The 26944-nt window shown below is 61.3% G+C and carries 25 protein-coding genes; 17 read left to right on the plus strand and 8 right to left on the minus strand.

All coding sequences use genetic code 11. The features are described from left to right. Positions 1–71: 71 nt before the first annotated feature. The 13 genes from cobO to C9383_RS27840 all read left to right on the plus strand — a co-directional run bounded on the left by cobO (position 72) and on the right by C9383_RS27840 (position 11268). On the plus strand, positions 72–683 hold the full coding sequence (cobO, locus tag C9383_RS27780; RefSeq protein ID WP_060756089.1) for a cob(I)yrinic acid a,c-diamide adenosyltransferase: 612 nt from the start codon (positions 72–74) through the stop codon (positions 681–683). Then, on the plus strand, positions 680–1999 hold the full coding sequence (locus C9383_RS27785) for a cobyrinic acid a,c-diamide synthase CobB (RefSeq protein ID WP_090369464.1): 1320 nt from the start codon (positions 680–682) through the stop codon (positions 1997–1999). The genes cobO and C9383_RS27785 overlap by 4 nt, the downstream gene beginning before the upstream one ends. After that, positions 1996–2646 carry a 5,6-dimethylbenzimidazole synthase gene (bluB, locus tag C9383_RS27790; RefSeq protein ID WP_060756087.1) on the plus strand — a complete coding sequence of 217 codons (651 nt, stop codon included), beginning with the start codon at positions 1996–1998 and terminating at the stop codon, positions 2644–2646. The genes C9383_RS27785 and bluB overlap by 4 nt, the downstream gene beginning before the upstream one ends. Further along, entirely contained in the window at positions 2643–3551 is a 909-nt protein-coding gene (gene cbiB, locus C9383_RS27795; RefSeq protein ID WP_090369466.1) for an adenosylcobinamide-phosphate synthase CbiB, read from the plus strand. The genes bluB and cbiB overlap by 4 nt, the downstream gene beginning before the upstream one ends. Next, entirely contained in the window at positions 3544–4533 is a 990-nt protein-coding gene (gene cobD, locus C9383_RS27800; protein ID WP_090369468.1) for a threonine-phosphate decarboxylase CobD, read from the plus strand. The genes cbiB and cobD overlap by 8 nt, the downstream gene beginning before the upstream one ends. Further along, the gene (locus tag C9383_RS27805) at positions 4530–5996 is read left to right on the plus strand and encodes a cobyric acid synthase (RefSeq protein ID WP_090369470.1); all 1467 of its coding nucleotides are present in this window, start codon (positions 4530–4532) and stop codon (positions 5994–5996) included. Before cobD ends, C9383_RS27805 begins: the two co-directional genes overlap by 4 nt. Further along, positions 5984–6505 carry a bifunctional adenosylcobinamide kinase/adenosylcobinamide-phosphate guanylyltransferase gene (cobU, locus tag C9383_RS27810; RefSeq protein WP_090369472.1) on the plus strand — a complete coding sequence of 174 codons (522 nt, stop codon included), beginning with the start codon at positions 5984–5986 and terminating at the stop codon, positions 6503–6505. The genes C9383_RS27805 and cobU overlap by 13 nt, the downstream gene beginning before the upstream one ends. Beyond that, complete coding sequence (gene cobT, locus C9383_RS27815; protein ID WP_090369474.1) at positions 6502–7557, plus strand: nicotinate-nucleotide--dimethylbenzimidazole phosphoribosyltransferase; 1056 nt, start codon at positions 6502–6504, stop codon at positions 7555–7557. Before cobU ends, cobT begins: the two co-directional genes overlap by 4 nt. Further along, complete coding sequence (cobC, locus tag C9383_RS27820) at positions 7554–8129, plus strand: alpha-ribazole phosphatase family protein (RefSeq protein ID WP_090369477.1); 576 nt, start codon at positions 7554–7556, stop codon at positions 8127–8129. The genes cobT and cobC overlap by 4 nt, the downstream gene beginning before the upstream one ends. Before the next feature lie 2 nt (positions 8130–8131). Beyond that, complete coding sequence (locus C9383_RS27825) at positions 8132–8860, plus strand: adenosylcobinamide-GDP ribazoletransferase (RefSeq protein ID WP_090369479.1); 729 nt, start codon at positions 8132–8134, stop codon at positions 8858–8860. 42 nt (positions 8861–8902) lie between these two features. Beyond that, positions 8903–9307 (plus strand): MarR family winged helix-turn-helix transcriptional regulator, encoded by a 405-nt coding sequence (locus C9383_RS27830; protein ID WP_060756079.1) that lies wholly within the window; start codon positions 8903–8905, stop codon positions 9305–9307. Between the two features lie 54 nt (positions 9308–9361). Beyond that, a complete protein-coding gene (locus C9383_RS27835) occupies positions 9362–10570 on the plus strand; it encodes an MFS transporter (RefSeq protein ID WP_090369481.1) in 1209 nt (402 codons plus the stop codon). 149 nt (positions 10571–10719) lie between these two features. After that, positions 10720–11268, plus strand: a complete 549-nt coding sequence (locus tag C9383_RS27840) for a glutathione peroxidase (protein WP_090369483.1) — start codon at positions 10720–10722, stop codon at positions 11266–11268. A gap of 64 nt (positions 11269–11332) precedes the next feature. Here C9383_RS27840 and C9383_RS27845 read toward each other — a convergent pair whose 3' ends face one another. The 4 genes from C9383_RS27845 to C9383_RS27865 form a co-directional block, all read right to left on the minus strand. Then, positions 11333–12616, minus strand: coding sequence for an OmpP1/FadL family transporter (locus tag C9383_RS27845; RefSeq protein WP_060756076.1), 1284 nt, complete (start codon positions 12614–12616; stop codon positions 11333–11335). Positions 12617–12762: 146 nt separating this feature from the next. Then, positions 12763–13245: a hypothetical protein gene (locus tag C9383_RS27850; protein WP_090369485.1), complete on the minus strand. Its 483-nt coding sequence runs from the start codon at positions 13243–13245 to the stop codon at positions 12763–12765. 278 nt (positions 13246–13523) lie between these two features. Then, complete coding sequence (locus tag C9383_RS27855) at positions 13524–13748, minus strand: hypothetical protein (protein ID WP_003193022.1); 225 nt, start codon at positions 13746–13748, stop codon at positions 13524–13526. 442 nt (positions 13749–14190) lie between these two features. Continuing rightward, positions 14191–14496, minus strand: a complete 306-nt coding sequence (locus tag C9383_RS27865) for a hypothetical protein (RefSeq protein WP_060756073.1) — start codon at positions 14494–14496, stop codon at positions 14191–14193. A gap of 457 nt (positions 14497–14953) precedes the next feature. Here C9383_RS27865 and C9383_RS27870 point away from each other — a divergent pair, with 457 nt between their 5' ends. Next, entirely contained in the window at positions 14954–15277 is a 324-nt protein-coding gene (locus C9383_RS27870; RefSeq protein ID WP_060756072.1) for an SEL1-like repeat protein, read from the plus strand. 61 nt (positions 15278–15338) lie between these two features. Then, on the plus strand, positions 15339–16817 hold the full coding sequence (locus C9383_RS27875; protein ID WP_090369486.1) for a DNA recombination protein RmuC: 1479 nt from the start codon (positions 15339–15341) through the stop codon (positions 16815–16817). 22 nt (positions 16818–16839) lie between these two features. Here C9383_RS27875 and C9383_RS27880 read toward each other — a convergent pair whose 3' ends face one another. The 3 genes from C9383_RS27880 to C9383_RS27890 all read right to left on the minus strand — a co-directional run bounded on the left by C9383_RS27880 (position 16840) and on the right by C9383_RS27890 (position 21408). Further along, positions 16840–20310 carry a hybrid sensor histidine kinase/response regulator gene (locus tag C9383_RS27880; protein ID WP_090369489.1) on the minus strand — a complete coding sequence of 1157 codons (3471 nt, stop codon included), beginning with the start codon at positions 20308–20310 and terminating at the stop codon, positions 16840–16842. A gap of 73 nt (positions 20311–20383) precedes the next feature. Next, on the minus strand, positions 20384–20809 hold the full coding sequence (locus C9383_RS27885) for a YbaN family protein (RefSeq protein ID WP_174554033.1): 426 nt from the start codon (positions 20807–20809) through the stop codon (positions 20384–20386). Between the two features lie 11 nt (positions 20810–20820). Beyond that, positions 20821–21408, minus strand: coding sequence for a UPF0149 family protein (locus C9383_RS27890; RefSeq protein ID WP_090369491.1), 588 nt, complete (start codon positions 21406–21408; stop codon positions 20821–20823). Positions 21409–21695: 287 nt separating this feature from the next. Here C9383_RS27890 and recQ point away from each other — a divergent pair, with 287 nt between their 5' ends. Next, positions 21696–23822, plus strand: coding sequence for a DNA helicase RecQ (gene recQ / locus C9383_RS27895; RefSeq protein WP_090369493.1), 2127 nt, complete (start codon positions 21696–21698; stop codon positions 23820–23822). Between the two features lie 121 nt (positions 23823–23943). After that, entirely contained in the window at positions 23944–24378 is a 435-nt protein-coding gene (locus C9383_RS27900) for a MarR family transcriptional regulator (RefSeq protein WP_060756066.1), read from the plus strand. Between the two features lie 316 nt (positions 24379–24694). Here the strand turns inward: C9383_RS27900 and C9383_RS27905 are convergent, their stop codons facing one another. After that, a complete protein-coding gene (locus tag C9383_RS27905) occupies positions 24695–26884 on the minus strand; it encodes a patatin-like phospholipase family protein (RefSeq protein WP_090369495.1) in 2190 nt (729 codons plus the stop codon). Between the last annotated feature and the right edge of the window lie 60 nt (positions 26885–26944).

The following is a 26944-nucleotide window of genomic DNA, read 5'->3' on the forward strand; positions in this document are numbered from 1 at the left end:
GGCGATGCTTGGCTGTCTGTTTGGTCTTTTTTCTGCCCGCCGTTTTTGTTCAGCCCCAACGGAGAGCTGCCATGACTGATTCCCCTGACCGCGATGAACGCCACCTGGCGCGCATGTTGCGCAAAAAAGCCGTCATCGATGAGCGGATTGCCAACTCCCCCAACGAATGCGGATTGCTGCTGGTGCTGACCGGCAACGGCAAAGGCAAAAGCAGTTCGGCGTTCGGCATGCTCGCTCGCGCCATGGGCCACGGCATGCAATGCGGTGTGGTGCAGTTCATCAAGGGGCGTAACAGCACCGGTGAGGAATTGTTCTTCCGCCGCTTCCCCGAACAAGTGCGTTTTCATGTGATGGGCGAAGGCTTTACCTGGGAAACCCAGGACCGTCAGCGCGACATCGCCGCTGCCGAGGCTGCCTGGGCGGTTTCCCGCGCAATGCTGCAAGACCCGAGCATTGGCCTGGTGGTGCTGGATGAGTTGAACATCGCCCTCAAGCACGGCTACCTCGACCTGGATCAGGTACTGAGCGACCTGCAAGCCCGCCCGCCGATGCAGCACGTGGTCGTGACGGGGCGCGGTGCCAAGCCTGAACTGATCGAAATGGGCGATACCGTCACCGAAATGGGCATGCTCAAGCACGCGTTCCAGGCCGGTATCAAGGCACAGAAGGGCGTCGAACTTTGAACCAGCCCCGTCATTGCCCGGCCGTGTTGATTGCCGCACCGGCGTCCGGCCAGGGCAAAACCACCGTCACCGCCGCGCTCGCCCGTTTGCACCGCAACCTGGGGCGCAAGGTACGCGTGTTCAAGTGCGGGCCGGACTTTCTCGACCCGATGATCCACGAGCGTGCCAGCGGTGCGCCGGTCTATCAGTTGGACATGTGGATGGTCGGCGAGCAGGAAAGTCGTCGTCTACTGTGGGAAGCTGCGGGGGAGGCCGACCTGATCCTGATCGAAGGCGTGATGGGCCTGTTCGACGGCACCCCGTCCAGCGCCGACCTGGCCCGTCACTTCGGCGTGCCTGTCCTGGGCGTGATCGACGGCACCGCCATGGCTCAGACCTTTGGTGCCCTGGCCCTGGGCCTGGCGCGTTACCAGCCGGACTTGCCGTTCGCCGGCGTGCTGGCCAACCGCGTGGGAACCCTGCGCCATGCGCAACTGCTTGAAGGAAGTCTTACTGAGGGCCTGCGCTGGTACGGCGCACTCTCCCGGGAAACCGGGATCGAGTTGCCCAGCCGTCACCTGGGGCTGGTGCAAGCCAGCGAATTGAATGACCTCGATGTACGCCTGGATGCTGCCGCCCAGGCCCTGGGCAGCAGCTGCGAGGTGGCTCTGCCACCGCCGGTGAGCTTTGCCGCCCCGGAGCTGATCGAGGCCGAACCGCTGCTCGCCGGCGTACGTATTGCCGTGGCCCGCGACGAAGCGTTCGCCTTCACCTATGGCGCCAGCCTTGACGTGCTGCGGGCGATGGGCGCCGAGCTACGCTTCTTTTCGCCGATTCACGATCGTGAATTGCCTGACGTCGACAGCCTCTATCTGCCCGGTGGTTACCCGGAGCTGCACCACCGCGCGCTGTCGGACAACACACCGATGCTTGACGCCATCCGCGCCCACCACGCTGCCGGCAAGCCTTTGCTCGCCGAATGCGGCGGGATGCTCTACCTGCTGGACTCGCTCACGGACGTTGAGGGCACCCGCGTCGAACTGGTCGGCCTGCTGCAGGGTGACGCAGTGATGCAAAAGAAACTCGCCGCCCTGGCCCTGCAAAGTGTCGACTTGCCGGAGGGGGTGCTGCGCGGCCACACCTATCACCATTCCCTGACCAGCACCCAGTGGCAGCCGATTGCCCGAGGCTTGAGCCCCAATGGTGGGCGCGGCGCCGAAGCGGTTTATCGTCAGGGGCGGATGACCGCTTCGTACGTACACTTCTACTTTCCGTCCAACCCCCAAGCCGTTGCCGCGCTGTTTGCGCCCGATGTCGAGGTCGCAACCACACCATGAGTGACAACGCTTTCCCCCAGGCCGATCGCGACGCGGTCTACCGCGTTATCGCCGAACGCCGCGATATGCGTCACTTCAGCGGCGGCACGGTCGCCCCTGAGTTGTTGCACCGCTTGCTCCAGGCCGCGCACCAGGCGCCCAGTGTCGGGCTGATGCAGCCTTGGCGGTTTATCCGCATCAGCGACCGCTCCCTGCGTGGGCAGATTCAACAACTGGTGGAGGACGAACGCGTGCGCACCGCCGAAGCCCTCGGTGAGCGCTCCGACGAATTCATGAAGCTCAAGGTCGAAGGCATCCACGACTGCGCCGAAGTCTTGGTGGCAGCGTTGATGGATGATCGCGAGCGGCATATTTTCGGGCGGCGCACCTTGCCGGAAATGGACATGGCGTCGCTGTCCTGCGCAATCCAGAACCTGTGGCTGGCGGCCCGCGTCGAAGGGTTGGGCATGGGCTGGGTCTCGCTGTTCGAGCCCCAGGCCCTGGCCGAGCTGCTGGGCCTGCCGCCCGGCGCGAAACCCTTGGCGGTGCTGTGCCTGGGGCCGGTGACCGAGTTCTACCCGGCGCCTATGTTGCAGCTCGAAGGCTGGACCGAACCACGGCCGCTGAGTGACATGCTGTATGAAAATGTGTGGGGAGTGAGTCAATGAGTGTGGCCTTGCTGTGTGTCGCCGCGGTGGCGCTGGATGCGTTGCTGGGCGAGCCCAGGCGTTGGCATCCGCTGGTGGCGTTCGGCAATTTCGCCGGGCGCATCGAGCAGCGCTTCAATACCGGTGGCCGTGGCTGGCGCAGCCATGGCGTGACCGCGTGGTGTCTCGCAGTGGTGCCGCTGACCGTGCTGGCCACGGCGTTGTCCTGGGCGCCCTACATGGGTTGGGTGCTGGAGATTCTCGCGTTGTACTGTGCACTGGGCATGCGCAGCCTTGGCGAGCATGTGATGCCGGTGGCCCAGGCGTTGCGCAGTGATGACCTGGAACTGGCGCGTACACGTGTGAGTTACCTGGTGAGCCGTCAGACCAGTGAGCTGGACTCCACCGCAGTCGCCCGCGCCGCCACCGAGTCGGTGCTGGAAAACGGCAGTGACGCGGTGTTCGCCGCGTTGTTCTGGTTCGTGGTGGCCGGTGTGCCGGGCGTGGTGCTCTACCGTTTGAGCAATACCCTGGATGCCATGTGGGGCTATCGCAACGAACGCTTCGAGCGCTTCGGCTGGGCGGCCGCCAAGATCGATGATGTACTCAACTATATTCCTGCACGCCTGGTGGCGTTGACTTACGCCGTGCTGGGCAAGACCCGCCTGGCGCTGAAATGCTGGCGCACCCAGGGCCGAACCTGGGACAGCCCCAATGCGGGGCCCGTGATGGCGGCCGGTGCGGGGGCATTGGGTGTCGAGTTGGGCGGCGCGGCGATTTATCACGGCGAGTTGCACCAGCGTCCACCGTTGGGCGAAGGCCCGGCGGCCGATGCCGATTCCATCGAGCGTGGCTGGCAACTGGTGCAGCGCGGCGTATGGTTATGGCTGCTGATTCTCTGCGCGGGGGCGCAATTCTATGCTTGAGCACGGTGGTCGGCTGCGTAAGGCAGCGATTCAGTACGGAATTGCCGAAGCCGATTGGCTCGACCTGTCCAGTGGCCTGGCGCCCTGGCCGTGGCCGATCCCGGAGATCCCGCTGCGGGCCTGGGCGCGGTTGCCGGAAACCGATGATGGCCTGGAAGCGGCGGCCAGTGAGTACTACGGCACCACGCATGTCCTGCCGGTGGCGGGTTCCCAGGCGGCGATCCAATTGCTGCCGCGCCTGCGTCGCACCGGTAAGGTCGGCGTGCTGTCGCCGTGTTATGCCGAGCACGCCGAAGCCTGGCGCCGCGCCGGGTATGTGGTGCGCGAGGTGCAGGAGCAGGAAGTCGACTTTTTCCTGGATGCCCTCGACGTGCTGGTGGTGGTCAATCCGAACAATCCCACCGGCCTGAGCCTGGCCCCGCAACGCCTGCTGGACTGGCATTCACGCCTGGCCCAGCGCGGCGGTTGGCTGGTGGTGGACGAAGCGTTCATGGACGTTACCCCGCAACTGAGCCTGGCGGGCCAGGCCGATCAGGTTGGCCTGATTGTGTTGCGCTCGTTCGGCAAGTTCTTTGGTTTGGCCGGTGTGCGCCTGGGCTTCGTACTGGCCGAACGCAAATTGCTCAAGTTATTGGCCGAGCAACTTGGCCCCTGGACGGTCAGCGGGCCGACACGCGTGCTGGGCCAGGTGTGCCTGCGTGACAGCGCCGGGCACGCGCGTCAGCGTCAACGGTGCATCGACGCCGGCCGACGTTTGTATGAGCTGCTTGAGCGTCATGGTTTTCAGCCGCACGGCGGCTGCGCGTTGTTCCAGTGGTTGATCACACCGCACGCAGAACGCCTGCATGCGTTCATGGCTCATCGCGGCATCTTGTTACGCCTGTTTGTCCACGACAGCAGCCTGCGTTTCGGCCTGCCTGACACCGAGGCGGATTGGCTGCGACTCGATGAAGCCCTGACGGCCTACAAGGAAGCCGCATGAGTACGCTGATGGTGCAAGGCACCACTTCCGATGCCGGGAAAAGTACGCTGGTGACCGCGCTGTGCCGCTGGCTGGTACGCCAGGGCGTGGCGGTGGCACCCTTCAAGCCGCAGAACATGGCGCTCAACAGCGCGGTGACGGCCGAAGGCGGCGAGATCGGTCGTGCCCAGGCAGTGCAGGCCCAGGCCGCCCACCTCGCGCCGCACACGGACATGAACCCGGTGCTGCTCAAACCCAATAGCGATACCGGCTCCCAAGTGATCATCCAGGGTCGCGCCGTGACCAGCATGAATGCAGTGGCCTATCACGACTACAAAGCCATCGCGATGCAAGCGGTGCTGGCCTCTCACGCACGGTTGAGCGCCGCCTACCCGGTGGTGATGGTGGAAGGCGCCGGCTCCCCGGCGGAGATCAACCTGCGGGCGAATGACATCGCCAACATGGGCTTTGCCGAAGCTGTGGATTGCCCGGTGCTGTTGATCGCCGACATCAACCGCGGCGGTGTGTTCGCCCATCTGGTCGGCACCCTGGAACTGCTGTCGCCCACCGAGCAGGCCCGGGTCAAGGGTTTTGTCATCAACCGTTTTCGCGGCGACATCGCGTTGTTGCAGCCCGGGCTGGATTGGCTGGAAGCGCGCACCGGCAAGCCGGTCGTGGGCGTGCTGCCCTACGTGCTGGACCTGCACCTGGAAGCCGAGGATGGCATTGATTCGCGCCAGATCGACAAGGCGGCCCAAGTGCTCAAGGTGGTGGTGCCGGTATTGCCGCGCATCAGCAACCATACGGATTTCGACCCCCTGCGCCTGCACCCTCAGGTGGACTTGCAATTTGTCGGGCCGGGCCAGCCGATCCCGGCTGCCGACCTGATCATCCTGCCGGGCTCCAAAAGTGTGCGCAGCGACCTGGCGTATCTGCGCGCCAATGGGTGGGACACTGCCTTGGCCCGGCATCTGCGCTACGGCGGCAAGGTGTTGGGGATTTGCGGCGGTCTGCAGATGCTCGGCGAGCAGGTGCATGACCCGCTCGGGCTGGAAGGGCCGGCCGGGTCCAGCGAGGGCTTGGGGCTGCTGGCGTTCAGCACGACGCTGGCAGCCGAGAAGCAATTGCGCAACGTGCGCGGGCGCTTGTTGCTGGAAGACGCCGAGGTCAGTGGTTATGAAATTCATGCGGGGGTGACGTCCGGCGATGCGCTGTCGAAAGCGGCCGTGTTGCTGGACGATGGTCGTCATGACGGTGCCCAGAGTGCGGACGGGCAGATTCTCGGCACCTATCTGCATGGCCTGTTCGAGACGCCCGCCGCGTGCAGTGCCTTGCTGCGCTGGGCCGGCCTGGTCGACGTGCAAGCCGTGGATTACCACGCCCTGCGCGAGCGCGATATCGAGCGTCTGGCGGATCTGGTGGAGCAGCATCTGGATACCGATTTATTGCGCACTTTGTGTGGAGTGGCAGCATGCACCAACTGATTATCGGCGGTGCCCGTTCCGGCAAAAGCCGCCTTGCTGAAAAGCTCGCCACCGACAGTCGATTGCCCGTCATCTATATCGCCACCAGCCAGCCGCTGGACGGCGAAATGAGCGAGCGCGTCGCCCAGCATCGCCAGCGGCGGCCCGTGCACTGGGACTTGATCGAGGAGCCTGTCGAGCTGGCGCGGGTGTTGCGCGAAAACGCCGCGCCCGGGCGTTGCCTGCTGGTGGATTGCCTGACGCTGTGGCTCACCAACCTGTTGATGCTCGAAGATGCCGAGCGCTTGCTGCATGAGCGCGAACAGTTGCTGGAAACCCTGGCGTCTTTGCCGGGGGAAATCATTTTTGTCAGCAACGAGACCGGTCTGGGTGTCGTGCCGCTGGGCGAATTGACTCGCCGCTATGTGGATGAAGCCGGTTGGCTGCATCAAGCCTTGGCCGAGCGGTGTCAGCGCGTTGTCCTGACGGTTGCCGGCTTGCCCCTGACGTTGAAAGGTACTGCGTTATGACTGACACCTGGTGGCTCAACCCCTGCAAGGCCGTCGATGCCTCTGCGCATGAACAAGCGCTGGCACGCCAGCAGCAATTGACCAAGCCGGCCGGTTCCCTCGGTCAATTGGAGGCTGTGGCGGTGCAGTTGGCCGGCCTGCAAGGCCAGCTCAAACCCTCGGTGGATCACGTGTGGATCGCCATCTTCGCCGGTGACCATGGCGTGGTAGCCGAAGGCGTGTCGGCGTTCCCGCAGGCAGTGACCGGGCAGATGTTGCATAACTTCGTCACCGGCGGCGCGGCAATCAGCGTGCTGGCGCGGCAGTTGGATGCGCAGCTGGAAGTGATCGACCTCGGCACCGTGACGCCCTCGCTGAATTTGCCCGGCGTGCGCCACCTGAACATTGGTGCGGGCACGGCCAATTTCGTCAGCGGCCCGGCGATGACTCAAGCGCAAGGGCGCCTGGCCCTGCAAGCGGGTCGTGACAGCGCCCGGCGTGCCTTGGAAGGCGGTGCACAATTGTTTATCGGCGGCGAAATGGGCATCGGCAATACCACTGCCGCCAGCGCTTTGGCGTGTGCCTTGCTCGATTGCCGGGTGAGTGACCTGACAGGCCCGGGCACCGGTCTGAATGCCGAGGGGGTCAGCCATAAAGTCGCCGTCATCGAACGTGCACTCGCATTGCATGCCGATCAGCGTGACGATGCATTGCAGACCCTGTTCAACCTCGGCGGGTTTGAAATTGCAGCGTTGGTCGGTGCCTATCTGGCCTGTGCCCAGGAGGGCGTGGCGGTGCTGGTGGATGGGTTTATCTGCACGGTTGCCGCATTGGTCGCTACGCGCCTGAACCCGGCGTGCCGGGAGTGGCTGGTGTTCGGCCATGGGGGGGCGGAGCCGGGCCATCGGCCGGTGCTGCAAAGCCTCGCGGCACAACCGTTGCTGGCGCTGGGTCTGCGCCTGGGCGAAGGCAGCGGCGCGGCGTTGGCGGTGCCGTTGCTGCGCCTGGCTTGCGCGCTGCATGGGCAGATGGCGACCTTCGCGGAAGCGGCTGTGGCAGACCGTCCGGCATGACCTTGTACCTGGACCTGCTGCGCCACGGCGAAACCGAGTTGGGCGGTGGCCTGCGCGGTAGCCTGGACGACGCGCTGACCGCCAAGGGCTGGGAGCAGATGCGCAGCGCCGTGGTGGAGCGGGGCCCATGGGATCGGTTGATCAGTTCCCCATTGCAGCGTTGCGCGCTGTTCGCTCAGGAGCTGGGCGCACGCCTCAATCTGCCGGTGAGTCTGGAAAAGGATCTGCAAGAGTTGCACTTCGGCGCCTGGGAAGGGCAGAGCGCGGCGGCGCTGATGCAAACCGATGCCGAAGGGCTGGGCCTGTTCTGGGCCGACCCGTACCGCTTCACGCCGCCTGAGGGCGAGACGGTCAGCGACTTTTCCAAGCGGGTGCTCGGCGCCGTCTCACGCTTGCATCAGGCGTATGCCGGCGAGCGCGTATTGCTGATCAGCCATGGTGGTGTGATGCGCCTGCTGCTGGCGCAGGCGCGCGGTTTGCCTCGGGAACAGTTGCTGAACGTCGAAGTCGGCCACGCTGGATTGTTCAGCCTGCACGTTGCGGCCGATGGCGTGTTGACGGAAGGAGCCTGACGATGCTGCCGTTCTGGATCGCTCTGCAATTTCTGAGCAGCCTGCCGATTCGTTTGCCAGGCATGCCGCAGCCTCAGGAGCTGGGGCGTTCGCTGCTGTTTTATCCATTGGTGGGCTTGCTGTTCGGGTTGCTGTTGTGGGGCCTGAATATCGCGCTGATGGGCGCGCCGCTGTTATTGCACGCCGCGCTTTTGCTGACGGCCTGGGTGTTGCTCAGTGGCGGCTTGCACTTGGACGGCCTGGCCGACAGCGCAGATGCCTGGCTCGGTGGCTTCGGCGACCGCGAGCGCACGCTGGCCATCATGAAAGACCCACGCAGCGGCCCGATTGCCGTGGTGACGCTGGGCCTGGTGCTGCTGCTCAAGTTCACCGCCTTGGTGGCCTTGATTGAGCAGCGCAATGGCGTGGCGCTGATTCTCGCGCCGTTGATCGGGCGGGCTTCGATGCTGGCGTTGTTCCTGACCACGCGTTATGTGCGTGCCGGCGGTCTGGGGCAGGCGCTGGCGGATCATTTACCGCGGATCGTCGGCCAGCAGGTGCTTATCCTGAGTGGCTTGGCCTGCCTGCTGATCGGCGGCTTCAGCGGCGGCGTAGCCGTTTTAATCGCTGCGCTGAGCTTTTTCGGCTTGCGCCAATTGATGGTCAACCGGCTGGGCGGCACCACTGGCGACACCGCCGGGGCGCTGCTGGAGCTACTGGAAATGACCGTTCTGATCGCGCTGGTGCTGTAACACTTTCTTGCATTTTCTTAACCCCGGGTATATACACGCTCTATGCTTGCCTCCCAGTGTTTATGCACCAACCTGCGACGTGCCGCCCGTGGCGTCAGCAGGCATTACGACGGCGCTCTCGACGGCTTCGGGATCAACGTCGCCCAGTATTCTCTGCTGTGTAACCTGCAACGTCTCGACCAGCCGAGTATTTCCAGCCTGGCCGAGGCCATGGGGCTGGATCGCAGCACCTTGGGGCGCAATCTCCGTGTGCTGGAAGGGGAGGGGCTGGTGCAGTTGGTCGAGGGCGATGACCTGCGCAACCGCCTGGTGCTGCTGACTGCGGCGGGTGAGGAACGACTGGCCGCCGCCTTGCCGGCCTGGGAGGCGGCGCAGCAGAAACTGATCGATCGACTGGGTGCGCAAAAACGCGAAACCTTGTTGGCCTTGCTGGACGAACTCGCTTGAAAGCGAGTTTGTTCGAATACAAGCGGGTATATACCCGCGAGCGGAGAATAAGAAATGACCACGATGTGGCGCACCAGTGGCTGGGTTTTGTTGGGGAGTGCGCTGATCCTGGCGTTGTCCCTGGGCGTACGGCATGGCTTCGGCCTGTTCCTGGGGCCGATGAGCACCGAATTCGGCTGGGGGCGTGAGACGTTCGCCTTCGCTATCGCCCTGCAAAACCTGATCTGGGGCATTGCGCAACCCTTTACCGGAGCCTTGGCCGACCGTTTTGGCGCGACGAAGGCGGTGTTTGTCGGTGGCGTGTTATACGCCGTCGGCCTGGTGCTGATGGGCATGTCCGATTCGGCGTGGTCGTTGTCCCTGAGTGCGGGGTTGTTGATCGGTATCGGGCTGTCGGGTACTTCGTTCTCGGTGATTCTGGGGGTGGTGGGACGCGCCGTGCCACCGGAAAAACGCAGTATGGCCATGGGCATTGCGAGCGCCGCAGGTTCCTTTGGCCAATTCGCTATGGTGCCGGGCACCTTGGGTTTGATCGGCTGGCTGGGCTGGTCGGCCGCCTTGCTGACGCTGGGCATGATGGTGGCGTTGATCCTGCCGCTGGTCGCGATGCTCAAGGACAAACCGCTGCCCACCCTGGCCGGCCAGCAAACGATGCGCGAAGCCTTGAGTGAAGCCTGCTCCCATTCCGGCTTCTGGCTGCTGGCCTTCGGCTTCTTTGTCTGTGGGTTCCAGGTGGTCTTTATCGGCGTGCACCTGCCGGCCTATCTGGTGGATCAGCACTTGCCAGCAACCGTAGGCACCACGGTGCTGGCGCTGATTGGCCTGTTCAACGTGTTTGGCACCTACACCGCCGGTTGGCTCGGTGGGCGCATGTCCAAGCCGCGCTTGCTCACTGGGTTGTATTTGCTGCGTGCGGTGGTCATCGTGCTGTTCCTGTGGGCGCCGGTGACCCAAGTCACGGCTTACCTGTTTGGCATGGCCATGGGCTTCCTGTGGTTGTCGACCGTGCCGCTGACCAATGGCACGGTAGCGACGCTATTTGGTGTGCGAAATCTGTCGATGCTCGGCGGGATTGTGTTCCTGTTCCATCAGCTCGGTTCGTTCCTCGGTGGCTGGTTGGGCGGCGTGGTCTATGATCGGACGGGCAACTACGATTTGATCTGGCAGGTGGCTATCCTGTTGAGCCTGCTCGCTGCGGCCCTGAACTGGCCGGTCCGTGAACGGCCGGTGGCTCGGCTAGAAGCGCAGATGGAGACAGCATGAGTGTAACGGCGCGGTGTTTGGCAGTGGCGGCAGGTGTATTCCTGCTGTTGCTGGCCTGGTGGGGCTGGCAGAACGGCGGCTTGGCGTTGATGCAGTTAGGCATGGCGATCTGTTAAGTTCGGTGTCTGAACTGAACAAGGACCTTCGACATGTTGATGCGCTGGCTCGCTATACCCGTCCTGATGGCTGTTGGCAGTGTGGCCATGGCTGCCGATTGCCCGGCGCTGCTTGAGGGGCAATTGCCCAAGTTGCGGGCCAAGGAGTCCATCGATTTGTGCCAGCGCTTTGCTGGTAAACCTCTGGTGATCGTCAATACCGCCAGCTTCTGCGGGTTCGCCCCGCAATTCAAAGGGCTCGAAGCCTTGTACCAACGCTATAAGGGCCAAGGGCTGGAAGTGATTGGCGTGCCCTCCGACGATTTCAAGCAGGAAGCCAAGACCGGCGAAGAGACCGCCAAGGTCTGCTACGTGAACTACGGCGTGACCTTTACCATGACCGAACCGCAGACAGTCAAAGGCCCGGATGCGGTGCACCTGTTCAAGATCCTGGCGCAACAGAGCAGCGCGCCGAAGTGGAATTTCTATAAGTACGTAGTCGACCGACAAGGCAAGGTGATCGGCAATTTTTCCAGTTTGACCAAGCCGGACAACCCGGATCTGATCAAGGCGGTTGAGCAGGCGCTGGCGTCCAAACCCTGATCTTCGGCCACGAAAAAGCCCCGCCTCCTTTACGGGAGAGCGGGGCTTTTTTATACAGCGTGAATCAGAACTTGTACGTCACGCCCAAGCCGAAGCCGTTGGCGCTGTTTTCGTACTTGGCGCTATAGGACGAACCCAGAGCGTTGGTCTTGTTGACCTTGACCGGCTCTTCCTTGAGGTAGGAATAAGCCAGGTCGACCATCATGTTTGGCATGACTTCATAGCCCAGGCCCACACTGAAGATCGTACGGTCGCCGGTAGGAATACGTGGCGAACGGTCAGTGTTGTTGGTTGGCGACTGGTCGAAGGTCAGGCCGGTACGCAGTACCACTTGTTTGGTAACCTGGTACGAAGTACCCACGGCGTATGCCCAGGTGTCATGCCAGTTCTGCGGCTCGGAGATAGAGCCCACGATTTGCGGTGCTGCAAGGCCACCGGCGCGGGTGACGCCTTCGTTGTTGACGGTGATGTCTTTCAGACGGCTCCAGCGAGTCCAGGTGCTACCGGCATAGACTTTCCAGGCATCGTTGATGTCCTGGGTGACGGACAGGTCGTAGGACTCGGGCGTGTCGATTTTCAACGAGGCGTCGTATTTACCGCTGGCCAACAGCGCAGCGGTAGGGGTCGGCGCGCTCACTTCGGTGTGGCCTTCCAGCTTGTAGCTGACTTTGGAGTGGTAAGTCAGGCCCACGCGCGTGGTGTCGGTGGCTTGTACCAGCACACCAACGTTGAAGCCGACAGCAGTATCGTCGCCTTTGATCGTGACGTTGGTGTTCGGGACGGCTGGGTTTGGCGTCAGGGCCAGCTCGGATTCCAGTTTGCCGGAAATCCGGTTGATGGTCGGGCCAAAGCCGATGGAAACCCGGTCGTTGAAGGCGTAGCTGACGGTCGGCTGCAGGGTGATGACAGACACTTTGCTGTAGCTGCCGAACGAGCGACCCTGGAACCCTCTTTCATAATCAGTCACCAGGCCGAACGGTGCATACACACCGAAGCCGATGGCCCACTGATCATTGAGTTTATTAGTGTAAAAGCCGAATGGGACGCCTGTGAACGGCACCATGTCGCCTTTGTTGCTGCCGAAAGAACGGCCGCCGGCATCTTTGATATCGGTGGAGGCATCGATGGCAGCAACACCACCGGTGATTTGCTGACCTTGCAGGCGAGCCATACCAGCAGGGTTACCGTAGACAGTGCTTGCGTTATCCGCAGAAGAAGAGCGGCCTGCGAAACCCGTACCCATCCCGGCAACGTCTTGCTCGTTCAAGGCAAAGCCGCTTGCGAACAGTTGGGAAGATGCCATGGTAACGGCGAGGCTAAGTGTGGTCTTGAGCATTACTTTTTTCATTATTAGAACTCCGTGGTGATCACCGCTGCGGAAAGTAGCAATAAATTTGAGTTAGCGCTATAGGCCGTAAATCAGGAGATAGAGCGGTTTTGTAGGACAATCCGACCAGATTCGCCGTTTTTAGCCGAATCTTGCAAAACGCCTGATCAACAAGTCACCTGATTCATGGGTGAAACACAGGTTTGCCACGCACGGGTGAAATCCCGCAGGCGGCCTTGAGGGTGAAATATTTCTTTCCAGATACGCGCCATTGCCAATACATCACCTGGCGGGGGGAGGGCAGGGCTGTGTTGTTCCACCAGTAACCAGGCGATTGCCGTGGCGTAGCGCAAGTTCACCGTCAGCTCCAGCTGCGGGGCGCTCAGGAATGCATGCTGGCTGGCCAGCCCACGCACGAGGCTGGCACGTTCGGGGTCGAGTGCCAGGTAGCTGTCCCAGAGGGCGCGGTGCCGAGGTTCGGTGATGCTGTACAGGCCATGGCCGCGCCGATCATGCAGGGCGGAACCCAGTTCCGACTGGCTGGCGGCGATGCCCAGCAGCAGGGATTCGGCTGTCGGATCATGGCGGCCGAGGTACATCAACGTTGGCCGGATCACATAACGACACAATTCGCTGGCGGCGATACCCATACAAGCCTCAATCCATGAAAGTGGATGACGAGGCCTGAGAGAGGAGGGCTTGGCAGCGGTGAATTGGATCTCAGGCCCGTCGGAAGCGGATCATGCCGCTTGAGTTGAAGTGTAGTGTCATATTTGCGATGTAAAGGACTGTTTTTAAAATATTTCCTTCATTTAGTTATAACGTTTATATCTATTTGAACTTAGTACAAAAGCTCAACTACCGAATTTCAGGTAATAAAAAACCCTGCCGTCAGACAGGGTTTTTGTATTTCAGCGACCTGAGTCGATCAGGCAGTCAATGCCTGACGGGTGCGATCGATCACAGCCTGCAGCGGTTCGGCGCTGGAGTATTGATCGGGGTACAGGCGTTCGCTGTGACGTGCGATGCCGTGTTCGTTGACCAGAGTGAAGCTGAAGCAGCCTTTGCGAGCAGCCATGATCAGGCAGTTCATTGGGGCAAAAGCGTTAGTGAGGGTGCGAATGGCATCCTGAGTGTGGATTTGAGCGTTCATATTATTGGTGTTCCTACAAATGACACGGATAAGAACCGTGCAACGTTAAAACGTTCCAGTAACGCTGATCACCATTGATCAAGCGAAGAACCCGACTGGAACAAAGCAGCCAGTTGAAGCGCTGATAAGTTTGGCGCGCTTGGGCTGGCAGGTAGGTACTTAGGAGGGCAGGCGACACAACAAGGGCAAAGGTTCTGGGCCCGGGGTGAAGATCCTGATCAATTTGCAGGTTGGTTCGGTCAGAGTATTGAGACTTGGCGGCACCCTTTGCTTGTTCAAAGGCAGTGTCGTCGCAAGTGATACCTGGAAACCATCGAGGTGGTCGATCCCGTGCTTTTCAGGGGACTTGTTCGACCAGAATTGACTTTCAGCTTGGTACTAACGCCGCGGATAGTAACGGATTGAAACAAGGAAGGGAAGTGTGCTAGCTGAAAAACTTCAATCAGGCACCGAGCAGGCCACGATAGACCAGTACGGTCAGGGATGCGGCCAGCGCGCAACCCAGGCCGTAAGCCGCCAGTGTCAGGCGTAGGGACTGGCCGGCTTCGATCACCTTCATCACGTCGCGCATGTCACTGATCCTGCCTTCGCCCAGTTCGATGCACAGGCTGGTCGCGGTAAAGGCGGCCGATAGCAGGATGGCGCCGGCAAACAGCGCGCCGTCGGGTGAAGGCAGTACTGCATTGATTCCCAACGAGGTCGCGCATACCGCCAGCAACAGCACGGCGAATAACAGAATGCCTTTCATGGATGCTTTCACGGTTGCGTTGTCGGTGGGCAGTGTGGCGAGGCGGGACGGATTTGAAAAGTCCCTGGCTCTGCCTTGTCGGTAACATTTTCAGGCGGTGTGGGACCAAAAAGCTCCCTTGATATAACCATTGGAAGGGGACTTGTGCACATTAGTTGCGGAGTGTGTAACCGGTTTGTCAACCGTCCGCAAGGGGCTTCGTTAGCCTGTATTGGAAATTTAAGTCAATGAAAAATCTCGCTTTTTTTTATTGGTGAAAAAATCGTCAGTTTGACTGCGGCCCCCATTCCATGGGCCTTTGGGAGAGTTAAAGAGAGGTTGTCCACTGAGTTATCCACAGCTTCTGTGGATTGTCCCAAGCGCTTGCTCTAGAACGGGCCGGCAGGTTTTTTTCAGCTTTACCTGTACGAAAAAAAGAGTAGAGTGGCGCGCCCTCCGTTCTGTCCCACAGTGCTTTATGAAGTTTCGCTCAGTATCACCCACTGTTACCGATACCCCTCAAACTGTTACCGCACCCAAGCGCTTCTCCTTGAAGGTTGCTTTGTGGCTGCTCGATAGCCCGCGCCTGGGGCAGAGCACCAACATCAAGCACTTCGCTGGGCGCTTGCTCAAGCAGCCGGCCCGTGAAGGCGTGGTCGCCGCACAAAGCCGCCTGGGGCAATTGATGTGCCGTGAATGCGGCAACGCCCGCGACCGCCGCATCGGCCACGACCTGTTGCGCCTGGCGGCTCGCGCCGGTGACCGGCGTGCTCAACGCGAACTGGGTCAAGTCGAAGACTGAGCTGTCTTCCTGCCCTGTGCTTGGTTAACCTTGCTCTATTTCGGTGAAGGCAGAAATGGCTATGGTTTTTGACTGGACCAGTATTGCCTTGGGTCTTGCTGGTGCAGCAGTACCGTTATTGGCACTGTGCTGGCAGATTCAGCGGCGGCTGACGGCGCGCATGGCCGGCTGGGAATTGCTCGAAGAGCGCTTGGCGAACGCACAATTGGCCCAGGAAGGACTTGCCGCCCAACTGGATGCCTGCCGTGATGAGATCAGTGACCTGAGCCAGGCGAATGCCGCCAAGCAAGCCGAGCTCGCCGCCGTGCGCCGCGAAGTCGAGCTGTTGCAGATCGACCGTGATAACGCTCGCGACGCCGCTCACGCGTGGAACCTCGACCGCAATGCCAAGGACACCGAACTGCGTCGTCTCGACGCACTTTCGGCGGCGCTGCGTGCCGAGCTGCGTGAGCAACAGGACAGCCATCAACAACGCCTCGCGGATCTGCAAGGTTCGCGCGATGAACTGCGCGCGCAATTCGCTGAACTAGCCGGCAAGATTTTCGACGAGCGTGAACAGCGCTTTGCCGAGACCAGCCAGGAGCGCCTGGGCCAATTGCTTGACCCACTCAAGGAGCGCATCCAATCCTTTGAAAAGCGCGTGGAAGAAAGCTACCAGAACGAAGCCCGCGAACGCTTTTCCCTGGCTAAAGAGCTGGAGCGCCTGCAGCAACTGAACCTGCGCCTGTCGGATGAAGCCACCAACCTGACCCGTGCGCTCAAGGGCCAGAAAACCCAGGGCAACTGGGGCGAACTGATCCTTGAGCGCGTACTGGAACATGCAGGGCTGGAGAAGGGCCGCGAATACCAGACCCAGGTCAGCCTCAAAGGCCCGGATGGCGAGCGTTTCCAGCCGGACGTGCTGATCATGTTGCCTGGCGACAAACAGGTGGTGGTGGATTCCAAGGTCAGCCTGACCGCCTATCAACAGTATGTGGCGGCAGATGACGAGGTGATCCGCCAAGCGGCGTTGAAGCAGCATGTACTGTCCCTGCGCAATCACGTAAAAGGCTTGGCCGACAAGGACTACAAGCGCCTGGAAGGCTTGCACAGCCTGGATTTCGTGTTGCTGTTCGTGCCCATCGAGGCGGCATTTTCCGCCGCATTGCAGGCCGAACCGAACCTGTTCCAAGAGGCCTTCGACCGTCATATCGTAATTGTCAGCCCAACGACGCTCTTGGCCACCTTGCGCGTGATCGACAGCCTCTGGAAGCAGGAGCGCCAAAGCCAGAACGCACGGGAGATTGCCGAGCGTGCCGGTTGGCTCTACGACAAGTTCGTGCTGTTTATCCAGGACCTGGATGAAGTGGGCAACCGTCTGCAACAGTTGGATAAAGCTTACAGTGCGGCACGAAACAAGCTGACGGATGGACGAGGAAATCTGGTCAGCCGTACCGAGCAATTAAAACTGCTCGGTGCGCGAGCGAGTAAAAGCCTGCCGGCGGATTTGCTCGAGAGGGCGATGACCGATGCCGATGGTGTGGTGCATTTACCTGAGTAAGCGCACGGCCTCTGCCGCCTGATTACAGGGGCAGATGCCGGCTCAGTAGCGCCCGCAACGCCGCCGGCTTGACCGGCTTGGCCAGGTAATCCAGGCCTGCTGCATGCACCTCGGCCACTGTTTCTGGCCTCCCGTCGGCGCTGATCACGACTCCGGGGATGGGCTCTGCCATTTGCGCGCGCAGCCATCTCATCAGTTCGGTACCGGTTTCGCCGCGGTCCAGGTGGTAATCCACCAGCGCCAGTTGCGGGCGTACACCGTCCGCCAGAAGGGCCGCGCATTGCGCCTGGTCAGTGGCCGTCCACACTTCGCAACCCCATCGTGTCAGCAAGCTGCGCATGCCGATCAGGATGCTTTCTTCGTTGTCCACACACAGGACCTGCGCGCCGCTTAACGGTTGCCCATTGTCCTGCGTGGCCTTGAGCTGCGGGCTGGCCTGGGTGCGCGCCAGCGGCACGCGCACGCTGAATACGCTGCCCTTGCCCGGCCACGACCGCACACTCAGGGTATGGCCCAGCACACGGCACAAGCCATCGGCAATCGCCAGGCCCAGGCCCAGCCCCTTTTCGGCACGTGTCTGATGGCTGTCGAGGCGCTTGAACTCTTCGAAGATCACCTTTTGCTTGTCCTGTGGAATGCCGGGGCCGCGGTCCCAGACTTCCAGGCACAGCTCGCCCTGGCGTCTGCGTACGCCAAGCAGCACTGGGCCGTCGGCGTAGCGGAACGCGTTGGTGAGAAAATTCTGCAGAATCCGCCGTAGCAGCTTGATGTCGCTGTCGACCCGCAACCGGCTGCCGCGCAGCCGGAAACGCAGGCCTTGTTCCTGGGCCAGCGCCTTGAATTCAGCGCCCAGGGTGTCGAACAGTTCGTTGAGGACAAAGGGCTGGCGCTGCGGATTGATCTTGCCGTTTTCCAGGCGTGAGATATCCAGCAGGTCGCTGATCAAGTCCTCGGCGGAACGTAGCGAGCTGTCCAGGTGTTGCACCAATTGCCGGGCTTCGGTGGACAGGCCGTCGTGCTGGTGGGAGAGGGCGGCGGAGAACAGTCGTGCCGCGTTCAGCGGCTGCATCAGGTCATGGCTCACCGCAGCCAGGAAGCGGGTCTTCGACTGGCTGGCGGATTCCGCCACACCCTTGGCATCCGTAAGCGCGACATTGAGCTGCGATAGCTCATGGGTGCGCTCGGTCACCCGCTGCTCCAGGCCCTCGTTGGCTTCGGTCAAGGCTTGTTCGGCTTCGCGGAATGCAGTGATGTCGGTGAAACTCATGACAAACCCACCGCCGGGCATCGGGTTGCCGATCAACTCGATCACCCGACCATTGGGGAACAGGCGTTCGGACGTATGCGCACGGCCCTGGCGCATCCAGTGCAGGCGTCGCGCCACATGCACTTCCGCTTCGCCGGGGCCGCACAGGCCACGTTCGGCGTTGTAGCGAATGATGTCGGCAATGGGCCGGCCGACGCTGATCAAGCCCTCGGGGTAATTGAACAGCTCCAAGTAACGGCGGTTCCAGGCCACCAGCTTCAGCGACTGGTCGACCACGCTGATGCCCTGGGTGATATTTTCAATCGCGCCTTGCAGCAATGCCCGGTTGAATTGCAAGACCTCGGAGGCTTCGTCAGCGATGCGTACGACGTCTTCCAGCTGCATTTCGCGGCCTTCAATCGCAGCCTTTACCACGGCGCGCGTCGAAGAGGCGCCGAGCACACCCGCCAACAGGCGTTCGGTATGAGCGATCCAGTCATTGTCGGCGTTCTGGTTAGGGTTGAAGCCTTTGCCCTGGCGATAGGCGAAGCGAATAAAACTTTGCTGGGCGCGTTCTTCACCGACAAAACGCGCAGCGAGGCTAAGCAGGTCGCTGATTTGCACCGACAACATGGAGCGAGCGCTGGCGCGCTGGTGGATTTCCTGACCAATAAATCGCCCGGCCTGCCAATGCTCGGAGACACGTGTGCGCGACAGCATCGAGACCCACACGAACAAGGTGAAGTTACCCGCCAGGGAAAACACGGTGCCCAGGGTCAGCGACGTGACGGACAAACCGAGCGGGTGGGAATGCATCCACGTCAGCCCTGGGAAAAGGCTGAGCGACCACCCCAGGCTCTTCGCGGTAACCGGTAGGACCAAGGTGTAAAACCACAGGAATGTGCCCGCTGCCAACCCGGCAAACACGCCCCGACGGTTGGCCTGCTTCCAGTACAGCGCGCCGAGCATCGCCGGGGCCAGTTGGGTGACGGCCGCAAAAGCGATCTGGCCGATGGTGGCCAGGCTCGCGGTGGAGCCGAGCAGGCGATAACTCACATAGGCCAGCAACAGGATGAGCACAATACTCACCCGACGTACCGACAGCATCCAATGACGGAACACTTCGAATGGCCGTTCGGCGCTGGAACGTCGCAGCAGCCATGGCAGCAGCATGTCGTTGGAGACCATCGTCGACAAGGCGATGCTGGCGACGATCACCATGCCGGTGGCGGCCGATGCACCGCCGATAAACGCCAGCACCGCAAGGGCCGGATGGGCTTCGGCCATGGGCAGGCTGATCACGTAGGAGTCTGGCAATACCGAGCCGGGCAACAGCATTTTGCCGCCCAGGGCGATGGGAATCACGAACAGTGCGGCGAGGATCAAGTAAGCCGGAAACACCCACTTGGCCAGGCGCAGATCCTGGGGGTCGATGTTTTCTACCACCGTCACATGGAACTGCCGGGGCAGGCAGATAATCGCCATCATGGCTACGCCGGTCTGCACCACCATCGACGGCCAGTTGATCGTCTCTTTCCAGTACTCCTCCAGGCGCGGGGCGAGTACCGCCTGGGTGAACAGGTCGCCGAAACCGTCGTACAGGCCGTAGGTTACAAACGCGCCAACCGCGAGAAACGCGAAGAGCTTGACCAGGGATTCGAAGGCAATCGCCAGCACCATGCCACGGTGGTGCTCGGTGGCATCGAGGTTGCGGGTACCAAACACAATGGTAAACAGCGCCAGCACCAGCGATACGACCAAGGCCGTGTCCTGGGCGCGAGTGCCCGTGGTGTCAGGGCCGGAGCCGATCAGCAGGTTCACACCCAGTACAATGCCTTTGAGTTGCAGGGCGATGTAGGGCAGTACACCGACCAGGCAAATCAGCGCGACAACCACGGCCAGGGATTGGGACTTGCCGTAGCGCGCGGCGATAAAGTCGGCAATGGAGGTGATGTTTTCCTGCTTGCTGATCAGAATCATCTTCTGCAGCACCCAGGGTGCCAGCACCAGCAATAGCACTGGCCCCAGATAAATCGGTAAAAACGCCCACAATTGTTCGGCGGCCTGGCCTACGGCGCCGAAGAAGGTCCAACTGGTGCAGTAAACGGCCAGCGACAGGCTGTACACCCAGGCACGCATGCGCGGCGGCAAAGGCGCGTGGCGGCGATCCCCGTAAAAAGCGATGGCAAACATAATGGCCATATAGGCCAGGGCAACGGCGGCGATCAGCCCGCTGGACAGCGTCATGGTAACTCCGAAACTGAGAACACCCGGGCATTCCAGGCCCGGCTGGACAGTCTCGCATGATGTTTGGGGTTAGTCAGTGTCGACCAAGGTCTGAGCGCGACTTGGTGTCGCGGGGTGGCAGGGTCTTCTGGCGCAGAATATAGATCGTTACCAGCACCGCGCTGGTCAGCATGAATCCACGTGCCCAGGGCAAAGGGACGAGGTAGCAGGAAAAACCGATGCTCAGCCACATCAAGCCGATGGCGTAGACCTTGCCCTTGAGCGGAATGCCATTGCCGTCCAGGTAGTCACGAATCCATGGGCCCAGGCGCGGGTGTTCCACCAGCCACTGATAGAAACGCGGGGAGCTTCGGGCGAAGCAGGCGGCGGCGAGGAGCAGGAAGGGGGTGGTCGGCAACACCGGAAGGAAGATACCGATCACTCCCAGCGCTACGCTGAGCCAGCCGATGGCCAGCAGTGCGTAGCGCAGGAGCAGCGAGCGATTGCCCATGGGGGGCATGGGCAAACGACTCAGTGGTGACGTGGCTTGAGGATCGCCGGTTTTTCGTCAGGCGCGTTGCACAGCAGGTACAGGGCGGTCAGGGCTTCCGGGATCTGTACGATCATGTCGTCCATCAGGTTGGCGTCGGCGGCGATATCGGAAAACTCGGCTTCTTCTTCAAACAGCCCGGAACCGACCATGATCGGCAGCAGCATTTCGCTGACTTCTTCCTCGGCGGTCTCGAACCATGCGGCTTCGCGCAGGAACACGCCTTCCATGAACCCGATGCACCAGCCGCGCAGGTCGGAGTCATCCGGCTCATCGCCCAGGTCCAGGTCGCATGGCAGCTCGAACTCTTCGTCGGAGGCCAGTTGGCGGCTGATGTGGGCCTTGAGGGCGATCAGCGTGGATTCGATTTCCTCGCGTTGGGCGGCATCCTTGTAGTGCGGCTCTTCGGCGAACAGCGCGTCGATCCATTCACGGTCAGGCACGACATCGGCGCAGATCGACAGGGCGGTCAGGTAACCGTGGGCGGCCACGTAGTCCAGCGCCTCGTCATGCAGCTCATCGGCGTCGAGGAAGGCTTGCAGGCGGGTTAGTTGCTCAGCGAAGGACATTGAAGGACTACCTTGGGAATAAACGATGCTGAATTCTAGGCTTTCTTGAGCGCCCAGGCCAGCCGCAACGCCACATTTACCGGGTTTGGCTGCCGGGGTAGAGCGACGGGACTATTCGTCAGACGCCCCCTTTGCCGGATAACGCTCGGGTATACTGCCGCGTTTTGTGATGCCCCGCAGGCCAAGCGCCCCTCCGAGAAAACTTCGCTTACGGATTATTTTCCGTGAAATCGTCTTTTCTCGGCCAGCCTGTACAGAGGGATTTCGGCACTATTTTGGAGTTTTACATGCTCGAGCAGGCTCAACGCGTCCTCAAGGACATCTTCGGCTACGAAAGTTTTCGTGGCCGCCAGGGTGCGATCATTGAGCGCGTGGCCAGTGGCGGCGACGCCCTGGTGCTGATGCCTACCGGTGGCGGCAAATCATTGTGCTTCCAGGTGCCGGCCTTGTTGCGCAACGGCCTGGCGGTGGTGGTGTCGCCGTTGATCGCCTTGATGGATGACCAGGTCGCCACGCTCGAAGAACTCGGCGTCGCCGCCGCGTCCTTGAACTCCACCCTCAGCGCCGAACAGCAGCGCGACCTGGCGGCTCGTATCCGGCGTGGCGAAGTGAAGATGCTCTACCTGGCTCCCGAGCGGCTGGTGCAGCCGCGCATGCTGGCCTTCCTGCAGAGCCTGGAAATTGCCCTGTTCGCCATCGATGAAGCTCACTGCGTGTCGCAATGGGGTCATGATTTTCGCCGTGAATATTTGCAGCTGGGCCAATTGGCCGAGCTGTTCCCCGACGTGCCGCGTATCGCCCTGACCGCCACCGCCGACAAACGTACCCGCGAAGAAATCGTCGAGCGTCTGCACCTGCAGAACGCCGAGCGTTTCCTGTCGAGTTTTGATCGGCCGAATATTTTCTACCGCATCGTGCCCAAGGAGCAGCCGCGCAAACAACTGCTGGCATTCCTGTCCGAACGGCGCAGCGATGCGGGCATTGTCTACTGTTTGTCGCGCAAAAAAGTCGATGAGGTGGCGGCGTTCCTGTGTGAGCAAGGCTACCCGGCGCTGCCGTACCACGCCGGCCTGCCCAACGATTTGCGGGCCTACCACCAGAAGCGCTTCCTCAACGAGGAAGGCCTGATCATGGTGGCAACCATCGCGTTCGGCATGGGCATCGACAAATCCAACGTGCGTTTCGTGGCTCATATGGACCTGCCCAAATCCCTCGAGGCGTATTACCAGGAAACCGGTCGTGCCGGCCGTGATGGCCTGCCGGCGGATGCCTGGATGGCCTACGGTCTGCAAGATGTGGTGATGCTCAAGCAGATGCTGCAGAACTCCGAAGGCGATGAGCGCCACAAGCGCCTGGAGCAGCACAAGCTCGACGCCATGCTGTCGCTGTGTGAAGAGACCCGCTGCCGCCGCCAGACGCTGCTCGCCTATTTCGACGAAGACATGCCGCAGCCGTGCGGCCATTGCGACAATTGCGTGGATGGGGTGCAGACCTGGGATGCCACCGAGCCGGCGCGTCAGGGCCTGTCCGCCATCTACCGTACCGGCCAGCGTTATGGCGTGGGCCATCTTGTGGATGTATTGCTGGGTAAGGACAACGAAAAGATACGCAGCTTCGGGCACGAGAAACTCTCGGTCTACGGTGTCGGCAAGGCCCGCGCCGAAGGCGAGTGGCGTTCGTTGTTTCGTCAGATGGTTGCGCGTGGCCTGGTGGATATCGACATTGAAGGTTTCGGCGGCCTGCGTTTGAACGACAGCTGCCGGCCGTTGCTCAAGGGCGAAGTGAGCCTGGAGCTGCGTCGCGACCTCAAGCCGCAGGCCACCGCCAAGAGCAGTACCAGCCAGGCCAGCCAACTGGTGCGTGGCGAGGAGCGCGAGCAATGGGAAGCCTTGCGTACCCTGCGCCGCAAACTGGCGCAGGAACACAGCGTGCCGCCTTATGTCATTTTCCCCGACTCCACGTTGCTGGAAATGCTGCGTGAGCAACCCACCACCCTGGCCGAAATGGCGAGGGTCAGCGGCGTCGGTGCGCGCAAGCTGGAACGTTATGGCCAGGCTTTCCTGGAAGTGCTCGGTGGCGAGGCCGAAGCGCCGAAGGAAGTCACCGATATTCGTCATGAGCTGATCAGCCTGGCCCGTGCCGGGATGACCCCGATTCAGATCGCCGGGCAGTTGCAGTGTTCGGAAAAGAACGTCTATACCTTGCTCGCCGAGTCCATTGGCAAGCAGCAATTGTCCTTGGAGCAGGCCCTTGATTTGCCGGAAGATTTACTCGGTGAAATCCAGGATGCGTTCCTGGACGGTGAGGGCGAGTTGCCATCGGTTGCTGAAATTGCGCCGCTGTTTATCGGGCGTGTACCGGAGGGTGTTCTGTACTGTGTGCGTGCCGCTTTGCAGTCTGAATTCGAGATTTAGTGTGCCAATTGCGACAATGTAACGAATCAGTACATAGCGAGGCTTGCCTACTGGCATGGCTCATGCTTAGCTGACTAATAATTAGCCACACTTTATTTTCAGTCTAAATCATGAGTTTTTTATGCCGTTAACCGATCAACACCGTTTTGGCATGCAGTTGGCGCAAATGTCCCGAGGTTGGCGCGCCGAACTGGACCGTCGCCTGGCGGGGCTGGGCTTGTCCCAGGCGCGTTGGCTGGTGCTGTTGCACCTGGCCCGTTTTGAAGAAGCTCCCACCCAGCGTGAGCTGGCACAGAGCGTCGGGGTAGAAGGACCGACCCTGGCGCGCCTGCTCGACAGCCTGGAAAGCCAGGGCCTGGTCCAGCGCCAGGCGGTGCTGGAAGACCGCCGCGCCAAGCGCATCTTGTTGTGCGATAGCGCCCGGCCGCTGATCGATCAGATCGAAACCATCGCCACGGCCTTGCGCCATGAACTGTTTGTGGGCGTGGATGAAGAGGACATGCGCGTGTGCATGCGTGTACATGGGCACATCCTGGCGAACCTGGAAAAGTCCTGACCCGGCTGTAGTGAGCGGGCTTGCTCTATTCCAGTCAGTTAAGCGATAGAACGGACGATGAATAACTTGTGGGAGGGGGCTTGCTCCCGATGAGGGTGTGCCAGTCAGCAGTTTATCGACTGACCCACCGCTATCGGGAGCAAGCCCCCTCCCACAGTGACAGCGTTAAGCCTTAACTGACTGGCATTAGGGCGTGCCCCGCGCTGGGTGGCGCAGTCGCCCCAACACGACCGCTGCGGTGTTGCAGTGAGATCGAGGTGCCTGGGGATGGGGCCGCTGCGCAGCCCAGCGCGGGGCAAGCCCGCTCACTACACGGCTAGAAGGTCTGCCCCAGGTTCAGGTACACCGCCTGCTGTTTGTCATCATTGAACCCATAGCTGAAATTCAGCGGCCCCAGCGGTGTATCAAACCCGAGGAAAACGCTCGCGGCGTTGATGTATCCGCTGTCGAACTGGTTGTCGTTGTTCCACGCCCGCCCGCGTTCCACTGACGCGCCGAGGTACAGCGGGAAGTCCAGCGGCAGGTACGAGCGCGGCGTCAGGCGGCGGAAGTAGACTGCACGCATCAGGGCGATGTTCTGGCCCGAGATAGCATCCTCGCGAAAGCCCGACAGTTGTCGTGCGCCACCGAGCAGGAAGCTGGAAATCACTACATCGGATTTATCCAGGGTGCGTCCATAACGCCCACCCAGTATCAGCGTGTCCGGGCCGTGGCTCATGGCTTTGTCCAGCTTGAATTCCCATTGGCGGTAGCGTTGGTCCGAGCCCAGGCCGGGCTCGAATTCGCGGATGGCCAGGCCGATGTCTTCGCCGGAGTGGGGGAAGTACACGTTATCCAGGGAGTCGAACGAGTACTTCAGTTCATAGAAGCCTTCGCTGAAACTTACGCTCGGCAGGTCGCGGTCACCGATGCGCACGTCCGCCTTGCCCCAGGCTTCCCCGACGCCGAAGCGGATCTCGCCGCTGTTGCCGATCTGCCGCCCTACGTTCAGGCCGAAACCGTAACGCTCCAGGCGATATTCGGAGATGGGGTCGTTGTCCAGAATCAGTTCAACGTTCTGCGCCTGGGCCCTGACATAAGGCGCGATGAAATACCGTGAGCCGGTGTCCATTGGCTGGTAGAACTCGCTGTACAACTCTTGGCGATCGCCGATCTGTAGCCGTGTCAGCCATTCGGCGCCAAGCCGGTTGATGCCATTCATGCGGTAGCTGGCGCCGAGGTTGAAGGCACTGTCACCGCGCAGGTCATCCGACAGGTTCAAGCCCAGGCGCAGGTAGTCGGTGCCGCTGCGCTTGCCCCGTGCGCTGATCACCAGGGTGTTGTCGTGACCTTTCTTGACCACGCGGTACTGCACCTGCTCGAAGTAGTCCAGGCCGTACAAAGTGCCCATGTCCGCTTGCAGGCGACCCAGGTTCAGCGGTTCACCCAAGGCTTGGCGGATGTAGTAGCGAATCACGTCATCGCTGATTTTCGAGTCGTTCTCCACTTGGATCGCGGTGATGATCGGCGTGCGTTCGCCCGGTGTGCGGGCACTCACCAGTTGCGGGTCCACGGGCGCTGCGGGGCGCAGGTGGGCCAGACGGACGTCGAGGGCACGAGTGGCGCGGTAGCCGGCATCGATCATGTCCCTGGCGCGACCGAAATCCGTCACCCCGTAGGCCGCCAGCGGCGGCTGGATCAGTACATCCTTGGGATGCAGGGCCTTGAGTTGCTCTTCGGAGTTTCGCCGAGTCATCAGCGTGATGGATTGGTTGAGTACATCTACCACCGTCGCCAGTTGCTTGCGTGAGCGTAGCGGGGTGCCAATGTCCACCACGATGGCAATGTCGACGCCCATTTCTCGCGCCACATCCAGCGGGATGTTGTCGGTCATGCCGCCGTCCACCAGCAGCCGGCCGTCCAGTTCCACGGGGGCGAACACCGCAGGGATCGACATGCTGGCGCGTATCACCTGGGGCAGGTGGCCTTTGTTGAACACCACTTTCTCGCCGGTGGTGATGTCGGTGGCCACGGCACGGAAAGGAATGGGCAGTTTGTCGAAATTGCGGATGTTGCTGGTGTGGGCAAACATGCTTTCCAGCAACAACGCCAGGTTCTGGCCCTGGATCACGCCCAGTGGCAGGCCAAGGCTGCCGTCGTCGCGAAAACTGAGCTTCTGCTTGACCAGGAAGTCGCGATCATCCTGTTTGCGGCGAAACGGCACATCTTCCCGTGGGGGTGCATCGGACAGTGCCTGTTGCCAATCGATATCGAGCGCGAGTTTTTCCAGCTCATCGATTTTATAGCCTGATGCGTAAAGCCCACCAATCACTGCGCCCATGCTGGTGCCGGCAATCGCATCGATCTGGATACCCTGCTCCTCCAATGCCTTGAGCACGCCGATATGCGCCAGGCCACGGGCGGCACCGCCGGACAACACCAGGCCGATCTTGGGGCGGGGCGTCTCAACGGCGTTGGCGAGGAGGGGGAGCAGACATAGAAACAGACAAGACAGCAGGCGGCGCATCATGAATCTCAAGGCTGGGCGATAAAGGTCGGTATTATAGCCACTCGATCTTCCGAGCCC

This window comes from Pseudomonas palleroniana (assembly GCF_003031675.1).
Lineage (GTDB): Bacteria > Pseudomonadota > Gammaproteobacteria > Pseudomonadales > Pseudomonadaceae > Aquipseudomonas > Aquipseudomonas palleroniana.